This is a genomic window from Pseudomonas sp. efr-133-TYG-23 (assembly GCF_030209215.1).
GTDB classification, from domain to species: domain Bacteria; phylum Pseudomonadota; class Gammaproteobacteria; order Pseudomonadales; family Pseudomonadaceae; genus Aquipseudomonas; species Aquipseudomonas rhodesiae.
Genome location: NZ_JARVSL010000027.1, coordinates 141712 through 162930, shown reverse-complemented (window position 1 = coordinate 162930; position 21219 = coordinate 141712). Strand labels below are relative to the sequence as shown.

The 21219-nt window shown below is 61.5% G+C and carries 20 protein-coding genes; 3 read left to right on the top strand and 17 right to left on the bottom strand.

The genetic code is table 11. The features are described 5' to 3' along the window. Positions 1-130 precede the first annotated feature (130 nt). On the bottom strand, positions 131-2776 hold the full coding sequence (gene ppc / locus QRN41_RS18595) for a phosphoenolpyruvate carboxylase (RefSeq protein WP_236217847.1): 2646 nt from the start codon (positions 2774-2776) through the stop codon (positions 131-133). Positions 2777-2956: 180 nt separating this feature from the next. On the opposite strand from ppc, the gene QRN41_RS18590 reads away from it, so the two are divergent. The 3 genes from QRN41_RS18590 to lptF all read left to right on the top strand — a co-directional run bounded on the left by QRN41_RS18590 (position 2957) and on the right by lptF (position 4850). Continuing rightward, positions 2957-3301: a hypothetical protein gene (locus tag QRN41_RS18590; protein WP_034096207.1), complete on the top strand. Its 345-nt coding sequence runs from the start codon at positions 2957-2959 to the stop codon at positions 3299-3301. Positions 3302-3583: 282 nt separating this feature from the next. Then, positions 3584-4009 carry a DUF4398 domain-containing protein gene (locus QRN41_RS18585; RefSeq protein ID WP_034096206.1) on the top strand — a complete coding sequence of 142 codons (426 nt, stop codon included), beginning with the start codon at positions 3584-3586 and terminating at the stop codon, positions 4007-4009. 55 nt (positions 4010-4064) lie between these two features. Then, on the top strand, positions 4065-4850 hold the full coding sequence (lptF, locus tag QRN41_RS18580; protein ID WP_034137217.1) for a lipotoxin F family OmpA-related lipoprotein LptF: 786 nt from the start codon (positions 4065-4067) through the stop codon (positions 4848-4850). A gap of 29 nt (positions 4851-4879) precedes the next feature. On the opposite strand, the gene QRN41_RS18575 is transcribed toward lptF, so the two are convergent. From QRN41_RS18575 to QRN41_RS18500, 16 genes are all read right to left on the bottom strand, one after another. After that, positions 4880-5113 (bottom strand): hypothetical protein, encoded by a 234-nt coding sequence (locus QRN41_RS18575; protein WP_080761403.1) that lies wholly within the window; start codon positions 5111-5113, stop codon positions 4880-4882. A gap of 147 nt (positions 5114-5260) precedes the next feature. Beyond that, positions 5261-5608 carry a hypothetical protein gene (locus QRN41_RS18570; RefSeq protein ID WP_258695448.1) on the bottom strand — a complete coding sequence of 116 codons (348 nt, stop codon included), beginning with the start codon at positions 5606-5608 and terminating at the stop codon, positions 5261-5263. Between the two features lie 167 nt (positions 5609-5775). Then, positions 5776-6102: a PA3694 family proteiin gene (locus tag QRN41_RS18565; protein WP_003172217.1), complete on the bottom strand. Its 327-nt coding sequence runs from the start codon at positions 6100-6102 to the stop codon at positions 5776-5778. Next, positions 6099-7004: an alpha/beta hydrolase gene (locus QRN41_RS18560; RefSeq protein ID WP_285421973.1), complete on the bottom strand. Its 906-nt coding sequence runs from the start codon at positions 7002-7004 to the stop codon at positions 6099-6101. Before QRN41_RS18560 ends, QRN41_RS18565 begins: the two co-directional genes overlap by 4 nt. 27 nt (positions 7005-7031) lie before the next feature. Next, on the bottom strand, positions 7032-8309 hold the full coding sequence (locus QRN41_RS18555; protein ID WP_258695446.1) for a flavohemoglobin expression-modulating QEGLA motif protein: 1278 nt from the start codon (positions 8307-8309) through the stop codon (positions 7032-7034). Between the two features lie 21 nt (positions 8310-8330). Continuing rightward, entirely contained in the window at positions 8331-8879 is a 549-nt protein-coding gene (locus tag QRN41_RS18550; protein WP_285421972.1) for a hypothetical protein, read from the bottom strand. A gap of 15 nt (positions 8880-8894) precedes the next feature. Then, the gene (locus tag QRN41_RS18545) at positions 8895-9611 is read right to left on the bottom strand and encodes a TetR/AcrR family transcriptional regulator (RefSeq protein ID WP_034096200.1); all 717 of its coding nucleotides are present in this window, start codon (positions 9609-9611) and stop codon (positions 8895-8897) included. Between the two features lie 106 nt (positions 9612-9717). Then, positions 9718-11220, bottom strand: a complete 1503-nt coding sequence (lysS, locus tag QRN41_RS18540) for a lysine--tRNA ligase (RefSeq protein WP_285421971.1) — start codon at positions 11218-11220, stop codon at positions 9718-9720. Positions 11221-11303: 83 nt separating this feature from the next. Next, a protein-coding gene (gene prfB / locus QRN41_RS18535) for a peptide chain release factor 2 (protein ID WP_098100956.1) occupies positions 11304-12399 on the bottom strand; the annotation gives its coding sequence in 2 pieces (ribosomal slippage) (positions 11304-12326 and positions 12328-12399; 1095 coding nt in all). 326 nt (positions 12400-12725) lie between these two features. Continuing rightward, positions 12726-13727 (bottom strand): diguanylate cyclase, encoded by a 1002-nt coding sequence (locus QRN41_RS18530; RefSeq protein WP_034096198.1) that lies wholly within the window; start codon positions 13725-13727, stop codon positions 12726-12728. Between the two features lie 51 nt (positions 13728-13778). Continuing rightward, on the bottom strand, positions 13779-14789 hold the full coding sequence (locus tag QRN41_RS18525; RefSeq protein WP_094064776.1) for a chemotaxis response regulator protein-glutamate methylesterase: 1011 nt from the start codon (positions 14787-14789) through the stop codon (positions 13779-13781). Next, complete coding sequence (locus QRN41_RS18520) at positions 14786-17065, bottom strand: hybrid sensor histidine kinase/response regulator (RefSeq protein ID WP_285421970.1); 2280 nt, start codon at positions 17063-17065, stop codon at positions 14786-14788. The genes QRN41_RS18525 and QRN41_RS18520 overlap by 4 nt, the downstream gene beginning before the upstream one ends. Then, positions 17062-17763 (bottom strand): chemotaxis protein CheW, encoded by a 702-nt coding sequence (locus QRN41_RS18515; protein ID WP_285421969.1) that lies wholly within the window; start codon positions 17761-17763, stop codon positions 17062-17064. Before QRN41_RS18515 ends, QRN41_RS18520 begins: the two co-directional genes overlap by 4 nt. Beyond that, a complete protein-coding gene (locus tag QRN41_RS18510; protein ID WP_034096194.1) occupies positions 17760-19013 on the bottom strand; it encodes a CheR family methyltransferase in 1254 nt (417 codons plus the stop codon). The genes QRN41_RS18515 and QRN41_RS18510 overlap by 4 nt, the downstream gene beginning before the upstream one ends. Beyond that, positions 19010-19522 carry a chemotaxis protein CheW gene (locus QRN41_RS18505; RefSeq protein WP_285421968.1) on the bottom strand — a complete coding sequence of 171 codons (513 nt, stop codon included), beginning with the start codon at positions 19520-19522 and terminating at the stop codon, positions 19010-19012. The genes QRN41_RS18510 and QRN41_RS18505 overlap by 4 nt, the downstream gene beginning before the upstream one ends. After that, entirely contained in the window at positions 19522-21084 is a 1563-nt protein-coding gene (locus tag QRN41_RS18500; protein WP_414704161.1) for a methyl-accepting chemotaxis protein, read from the bottom strand. Before QRN41_RS18500 ends, QRN41_RS18505 begins: the two co-directional genes overlap by 1 nt. Positions 21085-21219: the final 135 nt, after the last annotated feature.

Here is a 21219-nt window from a genome sequence, read left to right as displayed (position 1 = left end):
AGAACCCGCACCGCGCATACGTCATAGGTAGGGTATTCCAGAGTGCAACCCGCCCCCATGGACGATGACCGCCCGGTTCCGGGCGGCCGTCCTGGCTCAGGCGCAAGCCATTGAGAACACGCGAAAAACCTCAGCCGGTGTTGCGCAACCCGGCCGCGATACCGGCTACGGATACCAGCAGCGCCTGTTCCAGAGGGCTGTCCTGCGCGGCTTCCTGCCGGCGCGAGCGCGCCAGCAACTCGGCCTGCAACAGATGCAAGGGGTCAAGGTAGGTATTGCGCAGGCGGATGAACTCCAGGGTGTCAGGGCTGTGTGCCAGCAGTTGCGACTGGCCGGTCAGACCGAGCACCACCGAGCACGCCTGCGACAATAGGTCGCGCAAGTGCGCACCCAATGGCAACAGGTCGGGCTGCACCAGGCGTTCATCATAGAGACGCGCGATATCGGCATCGGCCTTGGCCAGCACCATTTCCAGCATATCGATGCGGGTGCGGAAGAACGGCCACTGTTCGCGCATCTGCCCCAGCAATTCACCTTCACCCCGCGCCAGGGCATTGCTCAACGCCGCCTCCCAGCCGAGCCACGCCGGCAGCATCAAGCGCGTCTGGGTCCAACCGAAGATCCAAGGGATGGCGCGCAGGCTTTCGATACCGCCCGCACGCCGCTTGGCTGGACGGCTGCCCAGCGGCAGGCGGCCAAGCTCCTGTTCGGGGGTGGACTGGCGGAAATACTCGACGAATTGCGGATTTTCCCTTACGACCGCGCGGTAAGCCCTCACACCATCCGCGGCCAATTCGTCCATTAAATGACGCCAGGCCGGCTCGGGCGGTGGCGGCGGCAACAGCGTTGCTTCGAGCACTGCAGCCAAGTAAAGGTTGAGGTTCTGCTCCGCGATGTCCGGCAGACCGAACTTGAAGCGGATCATTTCGCCTTGTTCGGTGGTGCGGAAACGCCCGGCCACCGAGCCTGGTGGCTGCGACAGGATCGCCGCATGGGCCGGGCCCCCGCCACGGCCCACGGTGCCACCGCGACCATGGAACAACAGCAGCTCCACTTGCTGTTCGCGGCAAATATCCACCAGGCGCTCTTGCGCCCGGTATTGCGCCCAGGCAGCGGCGGTGGTGCCGGCGTCCTTGGCCGAGTCGGAATAGCCGATCATCACTTCCTGCGGGCCCTGCAAGCGCGCGCGATAGCCCGGCAGTTGCAACAGTTGCTCAATCACCGGGCCGGCGTTATCCAGGTCGGCCAGGGTTTCGAACAACGGCACCACGCGCATTGGCCGCTGTACACCCGACTCTTTAAGCAGCAATTGCACCGCCAGCACATCCGACGCCGCACCAGCCATGGAGATGACATACGAGCCCAACGACGCCGCAGGGGCTGCGGCGATTTCCTTACAGGTATTGAGCACTTCGGCGGTGTCGGCCGACGGTTTGAAATACCCCGGCAGCAACGGGCGACGGTTGGTCAACTCCTTCATCAAGAAGCTGATGCGCGCGTCCTCATCCCAGTCTTCGTAGCGACCCAGGCCGAGGTAATCGGTGATCTCCGTCATGGCTGCCGAGTGACGGCTGGAATCCTGGCGCACATCCAGACGCACCAGGAACAGGCCGAATGTCACTGCGCGACGCAGGCAATCGAGCAGCGGCCCGTCGGCGATCACGCCCATGCCGCATTCATGCAGCGACTGGTAGCAAAGCTCCAGGGGTTCGAGCAGTTCACGGTTGTTCTGCAACACTTCGGCGGGCGCCGGTGTGCTGCTGCTCAACGCGGTGTGGGCCCATTGCCGCGTGGCGCGCAAGCGGTCGCGCAGTTGTTTGAGCACGGCCCGGTACGGCTCGACGCTGTCGCCGACCTTGGCCTGCAACGCTGGGCTGGCGTGACGCATGGACAGCTCGGAAGCCAACTGATCGATATCGCGCAGGTACAGGTCGGCCGCCATCCACCGCGCCAGCAGCAAGACTTCGCGGGTGACCGGCGCGGTGACATTCGGGTTGCCGTCACGGTCGCCGCCCATCCACGATGCAAAGCGAATCGGCGCCGCTTCCAGGGGCAGGCGCAGGCCGGTGGCCGCGTGCAACGCCTGATCGGCCTTGCGCAAATAGTTGGGGATGGCGTGCCACAGCGAATGCTCGATCACCGCGAAGCCCCACTTGGCTTCATCCACCGGCGTGGGGCGGGTGCGGCGGATTTCTTCGGTGTGCCAGGCCTCGGCGATCAATCGTTGCAGGCGTTGGCGGATCTGCTCGCGCTCGGCGGTGGTGAGGTCGCGGTGATCCTGCAAGGCCAACTGCGCGGCGATGGCGTCGTACTTCTGGATCAAGGTGCGGCGCGCCACTTCGGTCGGGTGGGCGGTGAGGACCAGCTCGATTTCCACGCGCGCCAACTGGCGGGCCAGGGATTCGTTGCTGTGGCCTTCGCGTTGCAGGCGCGCCAGCAGCTCGGGCAGCACGCGCGCCTCGAAGGGTGCCGGTTGCGACTCATCGCGACGGTGAATCAACTGATACTGCTCGGCGATATTGGCCAGATTGAGAAACTGGTTGAAAGCCCGCGCCACCGGCAGCAGTTCGTCTTCCTGCAACTGATTGAGGCTGGCGCTCAGTTCATCGCCGGCGGTTTTCTCAGAGTCGGCGCCACGCCGATCGGCCTTGGCGCCTTTGCGGATCTGCTCGATCTTGTCGAGAAAATCATCGCCGTACTGCTCTCGAATGGTGTTGCCCAACAATTCACCCAGCAGGTGAACATCCTCACGCAAGCGTGCATCGATATCACTCATCAGCCAATCTCCAGCCAGAAATCCGGGACGCGCAGATCTGCCAGAGTGCCGCCCGCGTTGTTTTATGACAAGACTTTAAACCTTGTGGGTTGCAGCTAGTCTCAACCATAAGTCGTCGCGATAGGCGAACGGCTGGTCACTCATCACCGCCCGCTTGCCGTGGGTTTTATTGAGGTTGCCATGAAAATCCGAGAATTGGCCCAGCATTGGGAAGAGAACGCCAAGGGTCGCTTGACCAAGACCGAATATGCGATCCACCTGGACGTGGAGTCCGCCGCCCGGCTGGCGGCCATCGCCGAGATGTACCCCAAGCGCAACACCGAAGAGCTGCTGGGCGAGCTGATCGGCGCCGCCCTTGAAGAGCTGGAAGCCAGCTTTCCCTATATCAAAGGTCAGCAGGTGATTGCGACCGATGAAGAGGGCGACCCGCTGTACGAAGACGTCGGCCCTACCCCGCGCTTTTTGTCGCTGTCGCGTCGCTATCTACATGATTTGTCTACCAGTGCGGACGAATCGAAGCACTGATCTGCTGTCGTTTAATCCACCCTCCCCTTGTATTCCGGGCCTATTACAGGCCCGAAATACTGCTTGGAAGTGCAAAAGTTCCAATTTTTTTCGCTGACTACTTAGTCAATTATTTTTTTAGGCAAATCGCCATCTCTTCTGAACTTTTGAAAAAAGCCTCCGGTCACAGCCAGTAAGCCATCACTTGGAACGGCCGTTTGAAAGAGCACCAGGCGCTTTACCACCGGGCTCGCAGCCGTTCACTGACTGAGATGGATTTTGATGTTTTTCAGGAGTTATCCAATGGAGTTGAAGACGATGAAGACCAGCACTGCCAAATCCTCGTTTAACCATCTGCGCGGGCTTAAATTGGCCGCGCTGGCAATCGGTACCAGCTTCGTTCTGGCTGGCTGCGCCGGTAACCCTCCGACTGAGCAGTACGCAGTGACCCAGTCGGCGGTCAACAGCGCTGTCAGCGCCGGTGGCACCGAGTACGCCGCTGTAGAAATGAAGTCGGCTCAGGACAAGCTAAAAGAAGCTGAAATCGCGATGCACGACAAAAACTACGAGAAGGCTCGTATGTTGGCTGAACAAGCCGAGTGGGATGCCCGTGTCGCCGAACGTAAAGCCCAGGCTGCCAAAGCTGAGCAAGCGGTAAAGGATTCCCAGAAGGCCGTTGACGAGTTGCGTAAGGAAGGCATGCGCCCGGCTGCTATCCAGCAGAAATAAACCGAGCCCCTTGATCGCACCGCACCCGATACTGAATTGAAAGGACGACACGATTATGCGTAAACAACTGATGATCCCTGCCCTATTGGCAATGAGCGTTGCCTTGGCGGCCTGCTCCACTCCGCCAAACGCCAACCTGGAAAACGCCCGCACCAACTTCTCCGCCCTGCAAACCAACCCACAGGCCACCAAGCTCGCGGCGCTGGAAACCAAAGACGCTCAGGAGTGGCTGGACAAGGCCGACAAAGCCTATCGCGACAAGGAAGACCAGAAGAAGGTCGACCAGCTGGCTTACCTGACCAACCAGCGCGTTGAAGTGGCCAAAGACACCATCGCCCTGCGCGAATCCGAAGCCAAGCTGAAAAACGCCGGCGACGAACGCGCTCGCGCCCTGCTGGAAGCTCGCGATGCGCAGATCAAGCAGTTGCAGGACAGCTTGAACGCCAAGCAGACCGATCGCGGTACGCTGGTGACTTTCGGTGACGTATTGTTCGCCACCAATAAGTCCGATCTGAAATCCAGCGGCCTGGTGAATATCACCAAACTGGCTCAGTTCCTGCGCGACAATCCAGATCGTAAAGTGATCGTCGAAGGCTACACCGACAGCACCGGTTCCGATTCCTACAACCAGAGCCTGTCGGAGCGCCGTGCAGCTTCCGTACAACGCGCACTGGCTCAGCAAGGCGTGGATATTTCGCGCATCGTGACCCAGGGCTATGGCAAGGAATATCCGGTTGCCGACAATAGCAGCGCATCGGGCCGCGCCATGAACCGCCGCGTTGAAGTGACCATCTCCAACGACAACCAACCGGTCAAGCCACGTTCGTCGATGGCGAACTGATTGATTGAGCTTGGATAGAAAAACCCACCTTACGGTGGGTTTTTTTTCGGTTCGGCAAACTCGATAGTGCGATGAGTATCCTCAGCGGGCATTTCAATTCTGGAACCGTAGGTATTTTGCGAGAGCTTGTCCATCAGTTGCGCAAGCTCATGATCCCGAGCATCTCGCCTTTCCAGCGTCTGATGCCCTCTGATCATGTCCAGCATGTTGTCGATTGCAGCAATCCGTATCGCCACGTTCTCAGCCTCGATCTGTGTAAGCAACTCCGCTTTCTGTGGTTTGAATACGCGATAGGGTTCCAGATAATTCCGTCGCCCGTGACTACCGCCAGCGCCGACTTATTGGTGGACTGATCGCTACAAGCGCCATAAACAGCCCATCGACGAGGGCTGCTTTTGTGAGACGAGCAGTCAGAAAGGTACCGGGGTGTTCCCCTGATAGTCTCCCTGCTGGATTTGAGAGGCAGGCTGCGCACCAGATTGACCGTCTTGCTGAGCGTTGCCGTTTTGAGCCCCTTGACCGCTCTGTGCACCTTCATTCTTTTTTTGTTCAAGCAGCTTATTCAGCAGCTTCAAAAGCGCCTCAAGGGTTTCGTCGCCACCGGCACCACTGCTTCCCGGTCCACCGTGGGAACCTCGCGATCGCAGTTGTTGAATTTGGTTTCGTGTATCTTGGATCCGCTGATCGAGACTCTGTTGCCCCACTGCGCCGGCATCGCGCGCATTCCCAACACTCGACGGTGCATTAACAGCTGCCATAGATGCTAACTCCACATAACTGAAATAAAGACCGATCAGTGATACCAATCAGTCCCGAATCTGTGGCTGGTTAATCGAGATAGTTCCGGGTTGCGTAGGCTTACCATTGCACTGAAGACTTAATCACCAAGTCTCGTGGCGCTTTCCCACAACAATGACGTGCAAGCTCACTGCTGCAACTGCGGCGTTTCCTGCCCCATGCAGCGCACGGCTTGCTTCTTGTTGTTCACCAGCACGCCACTCAAGCCTTTCTGCTCGGTATCAAACATCACCAGCACGCCATCGACGCACTGCGCCACTTGGGCGGCCGGAGTCAGGGAGATCTTGTAATCCTCGCCCGGCACGGTCTTGAGCATGGTGAAGTCACTGAGCAGCAACGCATCTTCCGGTTTGGCGAAGTGCAGGTAGCCGTAGTACCACAGGCAACCGACGGTACCGATGATGGTGCCGATGCCGGTGAGGATCAGCGGGATCATGTTGCGTTCTTCGCTCATTGCGGGCTCTCTGATGGATCAACGTTAGGAGTCGGATAGTTTGGAATTTCGCCCAGGCGCCGCAGGCCATTGAAATGTTGTGGGTCATCCAGATAGCGCAGCATCACGGTTTGCCAGGTTTTATCGGCAAAGGTCTGCACATGCCCGCCCCGGGTCAATTGCAAGACTCTGGGCGGCGGCGCCGCCTGATACAAGCGGATGCCATTGGCCACGGGCACGATCGGGTCATCGAGGCTGTGAAACAACAGTTTCGGCACGCCACTCAACTGGGGCATGGCATTGATCGCACTGTCCGCGTCGGGCACGAGCCAGGATAAGGGCACTTGCAATGGCCATGTTAGCCAGGAGGTGCTCAGCGCGAATTGTCCTACGTCACGATAACTGGCCGGCACGCCGTCCAGCACCAGCGCCTTGAGCTGGGCCTGACGCTGCGGGTGCGCCGCCAGGTAATGCACGGCCAGCGCGCCGCCCAGGCTTTGGCCAAGCACAATCAGGGGCTGCCCCTGGGTTTCGGGGGCCTTGTCGAGCCAGCTGAAAGCCGCGTCCACGTCCTGATAAATCGCCGGCAATGAGGGCTTGCCTTCCGACAGCCCATAACCGCGATAGTCCAGCAGCAACACTTGATAACCCTGCTCCGGCAACCACCAACTGCCGCCCAGATGCCAGGCCACATTGCCACCGTTGCCGTGCAGGTGCAGCACCGTGCCCTTGAGCGGCACGCCGGGTTTGGCCGGCAACCACCAACCATGCAGCTTGACGCCATCGGCGGTGGTCAAGGTGACATCGCGGTAGTCCAAGTGTGCTTTTTGTGGCGTGAACGGCAGGCCGGGTTCGGGGTAGAACAGCAGCGAGCTACAGCCGTTCAGTGTGAGGAGCAGGCACAGAATGCCGAGGATTCTCATCCGTTGAAGCCTCGCAAATAACAGCATTTAAAGGATATTGGAGTAGTCAGCCTCGATCCGATCCAGGCTCAGATGGTTGAGGAAGTTGGAGAAGCACATCCACGCCGCCAGGGCGTTCATGTCACGGAATTGCTCGGGCAGGTACTTGGGCGGCACCACCAGGCCTTCATCCACCAGTTGGCGCAGGGTACGCATGTCCTCCAGGGTGGTCTTGCCGCAGAACAGCAGCGGCACTTGTTCCAGCTTGCCTTTACGCACAGCCAACTGGATGTAGTTGTAGACCATGATAAAGCCCTTGAGGTAGGACAAATCCTTGGTGAACGGCAGACCGGTCGGCACCGAGCCACGGAATACGCGGCTGGCGTTGCCATAGCTTTCCGCCATCTCAAAGCCTTGCTCGCGGAAGAACTCAAATACCTGCAGGAAGTCGGCGCCCTCCTCCACCATATGGATGGCCCGCGTGCGGTTGGTCAATTTGCGCAGGCGGCTGGGGTAGGAGGCGAAGGTAATGATCTCCATCAGGATCGCCAGACCTTCCTGGGTCACGGTGGACGACGGCGGGCCCTTGGACAGGAAGGTGCAGATCGGCTGATTCTGGCCGTTGAGGGTGGTGCCCACATGCACCAGGCCTTCATGCACTTCCAAGGCGCGCACATCGCGGTCGTTGAACATAGCGTCGGCGCGGATCTTGATGTAGTCGGCACCCGCCGCCGCGTCGGCGACAATACCGTCGGACTCGAACACACGAATGGTTTCTTCGGCCTCGCCGAACACCTTGTTCAGGCGGGTTTGCAGCAGGGCCACGGCGTCCTTGGCGGTCAGGGTCTTGGCTTCGTCCTTGAGGTCGCCACGGCCGTCGATGTTGTTCAGGTAATCGGACAGCATCAGGCCCAGATCGGCCAGGGTCGGGTCGCCGGCGTGGAACGCATCGGAGGCGGCGCCGTACAGCTCTTGGGAGATCAGGCCGAAATCCTCGGTGCCGCGGGCCTCCAGCATGCGCACCACCATGCGGTATTCCTTGCACATGCGGCGCATGATCTGCCCCACCGGGCTGAATTGGCCGAGCCGGCGGGTGATGTCACGCTCGATATTCTGGAATTCCAGCTTCACCGCGCTGGAATCGAACGACAGCGGCCGGCTCAGGTAATAGTCGCGATCCACGGCCGGCATGGCTTTGCCCTTGGCCTTGAGAAACCCTTGACGGATGTTCTCGTCCCATTTCACGGCGTCGAGGACGCGGATCGGGGTTTGCGCCAGCACAATGCGATCGGACAAGGTGCGTATCGTCTGCTGGTAATCGTCCACCCGGTACTTCCTCTTTAAACGTTATCGACCCGCGCGCCGGTAGCGCACGGCTTCAACGAACACATCGGCATTGGCCGGATCATCCAGGTAGGCAAATACCTGGTTCATGGCGCTGTCGATCAGTACACCGGCGCCTTCGACGGTATCCACGGTGCTGCCATGCAGTACCTGTTGCCCGATAGCCTGGTGAATCTGTTCGAGATCGAGGTTATAGACCACCAATTCGTGCTTATCGTCGAACTCGAATCCCGCCAGGAAATAATGCCCTCCCCACCTGGCGGGCAATGGTGCCGACAGGTACCAGCGGCTGCCATGGCGCGAAACGGTAAACAGGTACTCATCGCGCTGGGCCGGCGAGGCTTTAGGGTAGCTCACCGCTTTATAGCGGTGCTCACCGGCGCGGCTGATTTGCAGATTGAGCGGTTCGCCCCAGGCATTCTTGCTGGTCCAATGGCCCAGCAGTTCATCCGGCGCCGCCTCATGGGCGGGCAACGGGTCCTTGAACGTTACCAGGCAACCACCGAGCAATAGGAACGACAGGGCCAGTACCGCCAAACGCCAGGTTTTCATTGGACTCCCCCGGTGTCAGACCGAGGCCAACACCAAATGCATGTAACGCTTGAGAATCTCAAGCATCTCGTCAGCGGTCAAAGGCTCTGGGCCGCCCAGCAGGCCCTGATATTCCATCCGACCGATTATCGCCGTCAACACTTTGGCATCCTGTTGCGGCTCGCGGGAACCCAATACCTGGAAAAACTGCCCGGTGCCCTGCAGCAGAATCTGTTGATGGGACCGCACCAGTTCCGCCAGACGCGGGTTGAGCAAGGCTTCCTGACGAAAGGCCTGTTCGGCCATCAAGTGCTCGCGGCGGTTGGTCAATTGACGCATCACGTAATCGGCGGTCAAGCGGGCGATGTCGTCCGCCAACTGCGAGCGCGACTGCGGGCTGCCATCGCCATAAGCGACCATTTCGCGCAGCAAGCCCTCGTTGCGCACCCACAATTTGCCCATGAACGCGGCGCTGCGTTCCACGTATTGGGCGAAGGTGTCGGTGAGCAGGTCGTCGATATCCTTGAAGTAGTAGGTGGTCGCCGACAGCGGCACCCCCGCTTCGGCCGCCACCGCACGATGACGCACAGCCCGCACACCATCGCGTACCACGATGCGCATGGCCGCATCCAAAATGTCTTGCCTGCGCTGCTCGCTGCCTTGGCGACTGGCCTTGCGGCCCTGGTACTGGACGCTTTCAGCCACGGCAGCAGCAATGCCGGCGGCGCCTTCTTGTGCGGTTACGCGGTTCACGACTCACATCCTTGAACAGATCAAAACCTGGCGCTGTTTGCTTGACGCTTATAGACGCCACATAAAAAAGCCGCCTTATAAAAGGCGGCTCTGGATTTCGCTATGGTTACGCTTCTGGCCGCATGTGCGGGAACAGGATCACATCGCGGATCGACGGCGAGTTGGTCAACAACATCACCAGGCGGTCGATGCCGATGCCTTCACCGGCGGTCGGCGGCATGCCGTATTCCAGTGCGCGGACGAAGTCGGCGTCGTAGTGCATGGCTTCGTCGTCGCCGGCATCTTTGTCGGCCACCTGGGCCATAAAGCGCTCGGCCTGGTCTTCCGCGTCGTTCAACTCGGAGTAGGCGTTGGCGATTTCGCGGCCGCCGATAAACAGCTCGAAACGGTCGGTGACGTTCGGGTTGTCGTCGTTGCGACGGGCCAACGGCGACACTTCGAACGGGTACTGGGTAATGAAGTGCGGCTGTTCCAGCTTGTGCTCCACCAGCTCCTCGAAAATCATCACCTGCAGTTTGCCCAGGCCTTCGAAGCCCAGCACCTTGGCGCCGGCTTTCTTGGCGATGGCGCGAGCCTTGTCGATGTCGTTGAGGTCATCGGCGCTCAGCTCGGGGTTGTATTTGAGGATCGAATCGAACACCGACAGGCGCACGAACGGCTCGCCGAAGTGGAACACCTTGTCGCCGTACGGCACGTCGGTGCTGCCCAGGACCAGCTGCGCCAGCTCGCGGAACAGTTCTTCGGTCAGGTCCATGTTGTCTTTGTAGTCGGCGTAAGCCTGGTAGAACTCCAACATGGTGAATTCTGGGTTGTGACGGGTGGAGACGCCTTCGTTGCGGAAGTTGCGGTTGATCTCGAAGACCTTCTCGAAACCACCGACCACCAGACGCTTGAGGTACAGCTCAGGCGCGATACGCAGGAACATTTCCATGTCCAGCGCGTTGTGGTGGGTTTCGAACGGCTTGGCTGCGGCACCGCCGGGAATGGTTTGCAGCATCGGCGTTTCCACTTCCAGGAAGTCACGCTGCATCAGGAAGCTGCGGATGTGGGCGATGATCTGCGAGCGGACGCGGAAGGTGTGGCGCACGTCTTCGTTGACGATCAGGTCGACATAGCGCTGGCGATAGCGTTGCTCGGTGTCGGTCAGGCCGTGGTGCTTGTCCGGCAGCGGGCGCAAGGACTTGGTCAGCAGGCGCACGTTGGTCATTTCCACGTACAGGTCGCCCTTGCCGGAACGGGCCAGGGTGCCTTCGGCGGCGATGATGTCGCCCATGTCCCAGGTTTTCACCGAGGCCAGGGTTTCTTCGGACAGGGTCTTGCGGTTGACGTAGACCTGGATACGCCCGGTCATGTCCTGGATCACCATGAACGAGCCACGGTTGAGCATGATACGACCTGCCACCTTGACCGGGATCGCCGCTTCCGCCAGCTCTTCCTTGGTCTTGTCCGCGTACTGTTTCTGCAAGGCATCGCAGTAGTTGTCGCGGCGGAAGTCGTTGGGGAAGGCGTTGCCCTTGGCGCGCTCGGCAGCAAGCTTTTCCTTGCGCAGGGCGATCAGGGAGTTTTCTTCCTGTTGCAGGGCTTGCGGGTCGAGTTGTTGGTCGCTCATGTCTTTAAATTTTCCATCACAGGTTCGTTGCCCCCAGGCCTTCGGCCTGGGGATCGCGGGCAAGCCCGCTCCCACACAGGGTATTACAGGCCGGACTTCAGGCTGGCTTCCAGGTACTCGTCGATATCGCCGTCGAGCACTTTGTCGCAGTCGCTGCGTTCGATGTTAGTGCGCAGATCCTTGATACGCGACGCGTCGAGCACATAGGAGCGGATCTGGTGACCCCAGCCGATATCCGACTTGGTGTCTTCCAGCGCCTGGGAAGCGGCGTTGCGCTTCTGCATCTCCTGCTCGTACAACTTGGCCCGCAGCATTTTCATGGCGGTGTCCTTGTTGGCGTGCTGGGAGCGTTCGTTCTGGCAGCTCACCACGGTGTTGGTCGGTACGTGGGTAATCCGCACGGCCGAGTCGGTGGTGTTGACGTGCTGACCGCCGGCACCGGAGGAACGATAGGTATCAATCCGCAGGTCCGCCGGGTTGATCTCGATTTCCACTTTGTCATCGATCTCAGGCGAGACGAACACCGCGCAGAACGAAGTGTGGCGACGGTTGCCGGAGTCGAACGGGCTCTTGCGCACCAGACGGTGCACGCCGATCTCGGTACGCAGCCAGCCAAAGGCGTATTCGCCCTTGATATGCACGGTAGCGCCCTTGATACCGGCGACTTCACCGGCGGACAGTTCCATGATGGTCGCGTCGAAACCGCGCTTGTCGGCCCAGCGCAGGTACATGCGCAGCAAGATGTTGGCCCAGTCCTGGGCCTCGGTGCCGCCGGAACCGGCCTGGATGTCCAGGTAGGCGTTGTTCGGGTCCATTTCGTGGCTGAACATGCGGCGGAATTCAAGCTTGGCGAGGTTTTCCTCGAGACGGGCCAGCTCGGCGACCACATCGCCCACTGCGCCTTCGTCGTTTTCTTCGACGGCCATGTCCAGCAGGTCACGGCAATCGGCCAGGCCGGTGTTCAGTTCGTCGAGGGTGTCGACGATCTGCGCCAGCGCAGCGCGCTCGCGCCCCAGTTCCTGGGCGTATTCAGGTTTGTTCCAGACACTCGGATCTTCAAGCTCGCGGTTGACCTCGGTCAGACGCTCATGCTTTTGATCGTAGTCAAAGATACCCCCGAATAGTTTCGGAGCGCTCGGACAGGTCCTTGATGGTGTTAAGGATCGGGTTGATTTCCATGGCGGGCAGCACTCGTTGGCGAACTTTTGAAAGCCGGCGAGTATAACGGCAAACAGCTGGAAACGGCAGCCCGCTGAGCCGAAAAGGCGGTTTCAAACCCCAGGAAAATACACCGCAGGAGGGGGCTTGTCGTAGTGAGCGGGCTTGTCGAATCGTCGCACCGCCCGCGCTGGGCTGCGAAGCAGCCCCACTCCAGGCGATGTGGTTTTAGCTGACACACCGAGGTGCCTGGGTTTGGGGCCGCTTCGCAGCCCGGCGCAGGGCAAGCCTGCTCACCAAAGAGTTGGGAGTCTGCCTTTGAAACTTGTGTTGAGCGCAGCCTCAGGTCACTCGATACCGACCTGATTGCGCCCATTGTGCTTGGCTGTATACAGCCCCTTGTCCGCCGCCATGATCACCTGGCGGCAACTGGAGCCCTGCTGCGGGACCATGGTGGACAGGCCGATGCTGACGGTCAGGCACGAACCTTCGGTCGGGGCATTGTGGGGGATGTTCAGCGCGGCGACGGCCATGCGCAGTTTCTCCGCCACCAGGCGCGCGCCTCCCGGCGAGGTGTTGGGCAGCACCAGAGCGAACTCCTCGCCGCCGTAGCGCGCCGGCAGGTCCGACGGGCGGCTGCTGGCGTCACGGATGGTGTCGGCGACCTTACGCAGGGCTTCGTCGCCTTCGACGTGGCCGAAGCTGTCGTTGTAGGTCTTGAAGAAGTCCACGTCGATCATCAGCAATGACAGCTGGGTCTGGTCACGCATGGCGCGGCGCCATTCCAGCTCCAGGTATTCGTCGAAGTGGCGACGGTTGGACAGCCCAGTCAGGCCATCGGAGTTCATCAACCGTTGCAGCACCAGGTTGGTGTCCAGCAACTGCTGCTGGCTGACCCGCAGCGCACGGTACGCCGCATCGCGCTGCAACAGGGTCATATAGGAACGTGAGTGATAGCGGATGCGCGCCACCAGTTCGATGTTGTCCGGCAGCTTGACCAGGTAATCGTTGGCGCCGGCTGCAAATGCCGCGCTCTTGATCAGCGGGTCTTCCTTGGTGGAAAGCACGATGATCGGGATATTCGCCGTGGCCGGGTGGTTGCGGTACTCGCGCACCAGGGTCAGGCCGTCGAGGCCGGGCATCACCAGGTCCTGCAGGATCACCGTCGGTTTGATGCGGATGGCCTGGGCAATGGCCTGGTGCGGGTCGGCGCAGAAATGGAAGTCGATGTTTTCTTCATGGGCCAGGCCACGCCGCACGGCTTCGCCGATCATGGCCTGGTCGTCGACCAGCAACACCATGGCGGCGTTTTCGTCGGTCTTGATGTCGTCGATCTGTAAATCATTCATCTGCAGTCACCTGAATTACCACCTGCAAGCCAGCACCGCGCAAGGTCTTGCTCATTGTGCAAAGACCTCCAGCAGTCGAGGCGCAATTCTATCCAGTGGGCGAATTTCAACAGCGGCATCGATTGCCGCCGCCGCTTTGGGCATGCCATACACCGCCGAGCTTTGTTGATCCTGGGCGATGGTCAAATAACCTTGTTCACGCAGCAGTTTGAGACCCTGGGCCCCGTCGCGCCCCATGCCGGTCAGCAATACGCCGACGGCATCGCCATTCCAGTGGCTGGCGACGCTCTCGAAAAACACGTCGATCGACGGGCGATAGATCTCGTTTACCGGCTCTGCGGTGTAGGCCAGCGTACCGTTCTTCAATAAACGAATGTGATGGTTGGTCCCGGCCAGCAATACCACCCCGCTCTGGGGCGGCTCACCTTCACGGGCCAGGCGCACCGGCAGGCTGGACGCGCTGCTGAGCCACTCGGCCATGCCGGCGGCGAACACCTGGTCGACGTGCTGCACCAGCACAATGGCGGCGGGAAAGTCGCGGGGCAGGCCTTTGAGCAGGGTTTCCAGGGCCGCCGGGCCGCCGGCCGAAGAGCCGATGGCCACCAGCCGCTGGCGTTTGCCCTCGTGGCGCGGCGGCGCGGTTTCCGCGCGCACACGGCTGCCGCGCTGGCCGATCAACCAACCGATGTTGAGGATCTTGCGCAGCAACGGTGCCGCCGCATCCTGGGGGTTGCCCACGCCCAACGCCGGCGTATCCACCACGTCGAGGGCGCCATGGCCCATGGCTTCGAACACGCGGCTCACATTGGCCTGGCGGTCGACGGTCACGATCAGAATCGCGCACGGGGTCTCGGCCATGATCTGGCGCGTGGCCTCCACACCGTCCATTACCGGCATGATCAGGTCCATAAGGATCAGGTCCGGGGTCAGTTCGGCGCAGCGCTGCACCGCTTCCAGGCCATTGCTGGCCACCCACACCACTTGATGCGCCGGCTCTAGACTCAACGCTCGGCGCAGCGCCTCGATGGCCAGGGGCATGTCATTGACGATGGCGATCTTCATGCCCGCGCGCCTCCGATCAGTTCCATCACGGCATCGAGCAAGGCGTCGTCGTGAAAACTGGCCTTGGCCAGGTAATAGTCGGCCCCGGCGTCGAGCCCGCGTCGGCGGTCTTCTTCGCGGTCCTTATACGACACCACCATCACCGGCAACGATTGCAGGCGACTGTCACGGCGCAAGAGTGTGACCAATTCGATACCGTCCATGCGAGGCATATCAATGTCAGTGATCAGCAGGTCGAAATCCTCGGAACGCAAGGCGTTCCAGCCGTCCATGCCATCGACGGCCACGGCCACTTCGTAGCCGCGATTAAGCAGCAATTTGCGCTGCAATTCACGCACCGTGAGCGAGTCATCCACCACCAGCACGCGTTTGCGCGGAGCTTCGGCGGTCTGCTGGCTGCGCCGGGCGATACGCTCAAGGCGCCCGGTATTGAGTAGTTTGTCCACCGAACGCAGCATGTCTTCGACGTCGACGATCAGCACCACCGAGCCGTCGTCGAGCAATGCACCGGCGGAAATATCCTGGACCTTGCCCAGGCGATCATCCAGCGGCAACACCACCAGGGTGCGCTCGCCGATAAAGCGCTCCACGGCAATCCCATACACCGCGTCACGCTCGCGGATCACCACCACTTTCAGTGTTTCCGAAGGGTTCTGCCCCGCCGGTCGCTGCAACAATTGGCTGGCGGCGACCAGGCCGACATGCCGGCCTTCGTGCCAGAAATGCTGGCGCCCTTCCAGTTGCACGATGTCTTCCGGCGCCAGATCGCACATGCGTTCGATATGCGCCAGCGGGAAGGCATAAGCTTCTTCGCCGACCTCCACTACCAGGCTGCGCACCACCGAAAGGGTCAGCGGCACCTCCAGATGGAAACGGCTGCCCTGCCCCGCCGTCTGCTCCAGCACCACCGCGCCGCGCAGTTGGCGCACCATATGCTGCACCGCATCCAGCCCGACGCCGCGCCCGGACACCTCGGTGACTTTGTCGCGTAGGCTGAAACCCGGCAGGAACAGGAACGTCAGCAACTCCTCTTCGCTCAGGCGCAGCGCGGTCTCCAGCGGTGACAGCTTGCGCTCGACAATGGTGCCGCGCAGGCGTTCGAGGTCCACGCCATTGCCGTCGTCACTCAGCTCCAGCACCAACAGACCAGCCTGGTGCGAGGCGCGCAGGCGGATCAGCCCTTCGGCCGGTTTGCCCGCCAGCACACGTTGCTCGGGCATTTCGATGCCGTGATCGACGGCATTGCGTAACAGATGAGTGAGGGGCGCTTCGAGTTTTTCCAGTACGTCGCGATCGACCTGGGTTTTCTCGCCTTCGATTTCCAGCCGGACTTGCTTGCCCAGGCTGCGGCCCAGGTCGCGCACCATGCGCACCTGCCCAGCCAGCACGTCGGCAAACGGGCGCATGCGACAGGCCAGCGCGGTGTCATAGAGCACCTGGGCGCGCTGCCCGGCCTGCCAGCCGAACTCATCGAGCTCGGCGGTTTTTTCCGCCAGCAGCGCCTGGGCTTCGCTCAGCAGGCGGCGCGCATCGGCCAGGGCCTCCTGGGCTTCGAGGTTCAGGTGTTGGGTCTTGAGTTGGCCATCGAGGGTGTCGAGGGCACGCACGCTCTGGCTCTGAATACGCTTGAGGCGCTGCAGGCTGACCAGGTAGGGCTTGATGCGCTGGGTTTCCACCAAAGACTTGCTCGACAGGTCCAGCAGGCTGTTCAAGCGCTCGGCGGTTACGCGCAGCACGCGCTCGCCGCCTTCGGTCATGCGCTTGCCCTGACGCGGTGGGTCGCTGGTGACGGGCGACGCGGGCTCGGGCTCCGGCGGCAGTTCTTCAAGCACCGGCTCGGGAGCCGGCTCCGGTACTGTTGGCGGCCGGACGCTGGGGCTCGGGTGCGAGGGGTCCAGCAAGCGCTCCATCAACGCCACGTACGCTTCGATATCCGCCGGCCCCACGTCGTTGCCGGGGGTGGCGATGCGCATCAGCAGGTCGGTGCCTTGCAGCAATGCGTCGATATGTTCAGGTTGCAGATACAGACGGCTTTCCTGGGCGCTGACCAGGCAGTCCTCCATGACATGGGCCACGCTGACCCCGGCATCCACCCCCACGATGCGCGCCGCGCCTTTGAGCGAGTGGGCCGCGCGCATGCAGGCTTCGAGTTGGTCGGCCTGGGTCGGGTTGCGCTCCAGGGCCAGCAGGCCCGCGCTCAGCACCTGGGTCTGTGCATCGGCTTCCAGGCTGAACAGTTCCAGCAGCGAGGCATCACGCATCTGGTCGGGGGTCATGTAAGGCTCCGTGTCACGGCAGACAACAACTGTGCCTCGTCCAGCCAGCGCAGGCTGCGGCCTTTCCATTGCAGCACGCCCTGGGTATAGCGCGCGCTGGCCTGGGTGCCGGACACCGACGCCGCGCTCAACGTACGCTCGTCGATGGCGTGGATACCGTCCACTTCATCCACCGGCACCACCACCGGACCATCCTGCGCGGCAATGATCAACATGCGCGGCATGCTGCGTGCGCCGCTGGGGGCACCGTCAGCGGCCTCCAGGCCGAGCAACTCAACCAGCGACAAGCACGCCACCAGCGCACCGCGCACATTGGCCACGCCGAGCAAGGCGCGCGAGCGCTGGTGCGGCAGCGAATGGATCGGTTGCAGCGGCGCCACCTCCACCAGGCAACGGGTGGCGATGCCGAGCCACTCGTCACCGAGGCGGAACATCAGCAGCGAGCGGGTCGCCACGTCCTCGTCGACCGTCTCGGCGACGTGGCCGTGATGCGCGTCCTGTTGCAAGGCATAGCGGTCCAGCAGGCGCGTGGCGGCGGCGGAATATACCGAGCAGTTACGGCAGTGGATATGTTCCACCAGCAGCGGGCAGGATTTGTCGCCATGGACGCCGATGCGGTTCCAGCAATCGTCGATGGCTTGGGTGTCGGCCAGGGTCAGGTCCAGGCCGGTGGTGTCGAGCGCGTCGGGGCTACTCATGGTTTGGACTCACTGTCAGCTCGCTCGCTGCGGGCGGCCCGCGCCTGCAAACGACGCGCCCCCGCACTGTCGCCCTGGGATTCCAGCAGCGCGGCCAACTGCATCAGGGCCTGCGGATGCTGGGGTTCCAGGTACAAGGCTTTTCGATAATACCCCTGGGCCTGCTGGGCACTGCCCTCCACATCACTAAGCAGCCCCAGCCAATAGAACACCTGGGCGGCCGGGGGATGGTCGCTCAAATACTGTTCGCACATGGCGCGGGCCTCGGCACTTTTGCCTTGGTTGGCTAGGGTGGCGATACGGCTGAGCAAGGCGCCCGCTTCGGAGGGTGGCGCCTTGATCGGCACTACCTTGGCACTCACTGTGCTGAACGGCCGTGGTTTAGCCGGCAGCGGCGCCGCACTGCGTTGCGGCTTGGGCATCGGTATGAAGGTCGGCTCGGGCCTGACCGGTTCCGCGTGCCGACTGAAGGCAAAGGACTGCGGCACCCCAATCGAGCGCATGCCGTGCCGCCCCAACAAGCTGCCTTCGGCCGGGCCGATAAACAGCACGCCGTCGACGTGGGTCAGGGCCTTGAGCACTTCGAACACTTGCTGCTGGGTCGGTTGATCGAAGTAGATCAACAGGTTGCGGCAAAACACAAAATCGTAGCTGGCCTCATTGGCCAGCAGCGCCGGGTCAAGCAGGTTGCCCACTTGCAGACGCACCTGTTCGCGCACGCGGTCAGCGATGTGGTAACCGTCGCCGTGTTCGGTGAAGTGGCGTTCGCGAAAGGCCAGGTCACCGCCGCGAAACGAATTCTTGCCATACACGCCGCGCCGGGCGCGCTCCACCGACAGCGGGCTGACATCCATGCCCTGCACCTTGAACTGATGCGGCGCCAACCCGGCATCCAGCAGGGCCATGGCGATCGAGTAAGGTTCTTCCCCGGTGGAACACGGCAGGCTAAGGATACGCAGGGCGCGCATCTGCTTGATCTCGGCCAATCGCGCGCAGGCCAAGCGCGCCAGCGTGGCGAAGGATTCGGGATAACGGAAAAACCAGGTCTCGGGGACAATCACCGCTTCGATCAGCGCTTGTTGCTCGTCGTGGGAGCGTTGCAGGCGCTGCCAGTAATCATCCGGGGTAAGTGCCCCGACAACCTGACTGCGCTGGCGCACGGCCCGCTCGATGATGGCCTCGCCCACCGACGCCACGTCCAGGCCGATGCGTTCCTTAAGGAAGGCAAAGAAGCGCGGATCGTTGCTCATAGGCTCAGCTCGCTGGAAAACAACAGGGCGCGCACGTCATCGGAGAGCAGATCATTAACGCCGATCCACTGCATCAAGCCTTCCGCATCTTCGCGCACAGGTCCCAGGTACGGCGCCTCCCGGTTGTCCAGGCCGTATGCTTGGAACTCTTCAAGGCCGCAACGCAGGGTGTCGGTGGCCTGCTCCAGAATCAGCCCCAGCCGGCGCGCCTCGACCCAGGGCTGCGGCTGGTAATGCACCAGCACCAGCCGAGTGCTGGTGCGGGCCTGGGCCGGCGTGCCGAAGGCCAGGGCACTGAGGTCGATGACCGGCACCAGCGCGCCGCGATGGGCGAAAATGCCGGCCACCCACACGGGGGCGTGGGCAATGGGTTTGAGCGGCAGGCGCGGCAGTACTTCGGCCACTTCGGTGGCCCGTAGGGCATAGCGTTCGCTGCCGATATGAAACACCAGGAACAACGCTTTTTTCGCTGCCGGGACGGCGCCGCGTTTAGCCGCGAGTTCGCTCATCAGACTTTGAAACGCGACACGCCGCTGCGCAGACCCACCGCAACCTGGCTCAGTTCATCGATGGCGAAACTGGCCTGACGCAGGGACTCCACCGTCTGGCTGCTGGCGTCGCCCAGTTGCACCAGCGCGTGGTTAATCTGTTCGGCCCCCGTGGCCTGGGCCTGCATGCCTTCGTTGACCATCAGCACTCGCGGCGCCAGGGCCTGGACCTGATGGATGATCTGCGACAGTTGCTCGCCCACCTGCTGCACTTCGAACATGCCGCGGCGCACTTCTTCGGAGAACTTGTCCATGCCCATCACCCCGGCCGACACCGCCGACTGGATCTCACGCACCATCTGCTCGATGTCGTACGTGGCCACGGCAGTCTGGTCGGCCAGACGCCGCACCTCGGTGGCGACCACGGCGAAGCCGCGCCCGTACTCACCGGCCTTCTCGGCTTCGATAGCGGCATTGAGCGACAGCAGGTTGGTCTGGTCGGCGACCTTGACGATGGTCACCACCACTTGGTTGATGTTGCCGGCCTTCTCATTGAGGATCGCCAGCTTGGCATTGACCAGGTCAGCGGCGCCCATTACCGAGTGCATGGTTTCTTCCATGCGCGCCAGGCCCTGCTGACCGGAACCGGCGGCCACCGATGCCTGGTCGGCGGCGGTGGAAACTTCGGTCATGGTGCGCACCAGGTCCTTGGAGGTGGCCGCGATTTCGCGGGAGGTGGCACCGATTTCGGTGGTGGTCGCCGCCGTTTCGGTGGCGGTGGCCTGTTGCTGCTTGGAGGTGGCGGCGATCTCGGTGACCGAAGTGGTCACCTGCACCGACGAGCGCTGGGCCTGGGACACCAGGGCGGTCAGCTCGGTCATCATGTCGTTGAAGCCGGTTTCGACCGCGTTGAATTCGTCCTTGCGCGACAGGTTCAGACGCTTGCTCAGGTCGCCGGTGCGCATAACCTCAAGAATTTCGACGATACGCTGCATGGGCGACATGATCGCGCGCATCAGCAGCAGACCGCACAGGCCAGCAGCCAGAATCGCCACGGCAAGCGACACGAACAAACTGATCTTGGCGGAGACCACTGCTTCATCGATGGCGGACGTTGCGTTATCGGACACGCCTTTATTTTCGGCGATGATGTCGTTGAGTTTCATGCGACCTTCAATCCAGATCGGCGTCAACTGCTCATCCAGCAACTCGTGGGCGGCCGGCAGATCGTTGGCCTGGATGCGATCGAGTACTTGCGCCAGGACCTTGTTGTAATTGCTGTGCGAGGCCTTGAAGTTATCGAACTCCATACGATCGGCCTGGTTGCCGATCGTTTTCTCGTAATTGGCCATTTGCTGTTCGATGCGCTTTTCGAAACCCTGGTAATCGGTCTTGTCGGCGCTGGTCAGGGTTTTGTCTTCGCGCATACCGATGATATCGAGGGTCTGCAGATAGCTGTCGACCCACGCGCTGCGGATCATTGAGCTCAGATAAACCCCCGGCACAGCGTCATCGCGCACGGCTTCTTGCCCAGCCTCGATTTTCATTAACCGTGAATAAGAGACCACGACCATTAACAGCATGATGGCGATAACGACCGCAAAACTTGCCAGGATCCGTTGGCGCAAGGTCCAATTCTTCACAGTACTTCCTCGAAGGGCCATTCAAATGGAGGGGAGTATAGCTGAGCAGCAGCGCTCATTTATGAATGGGTTTTG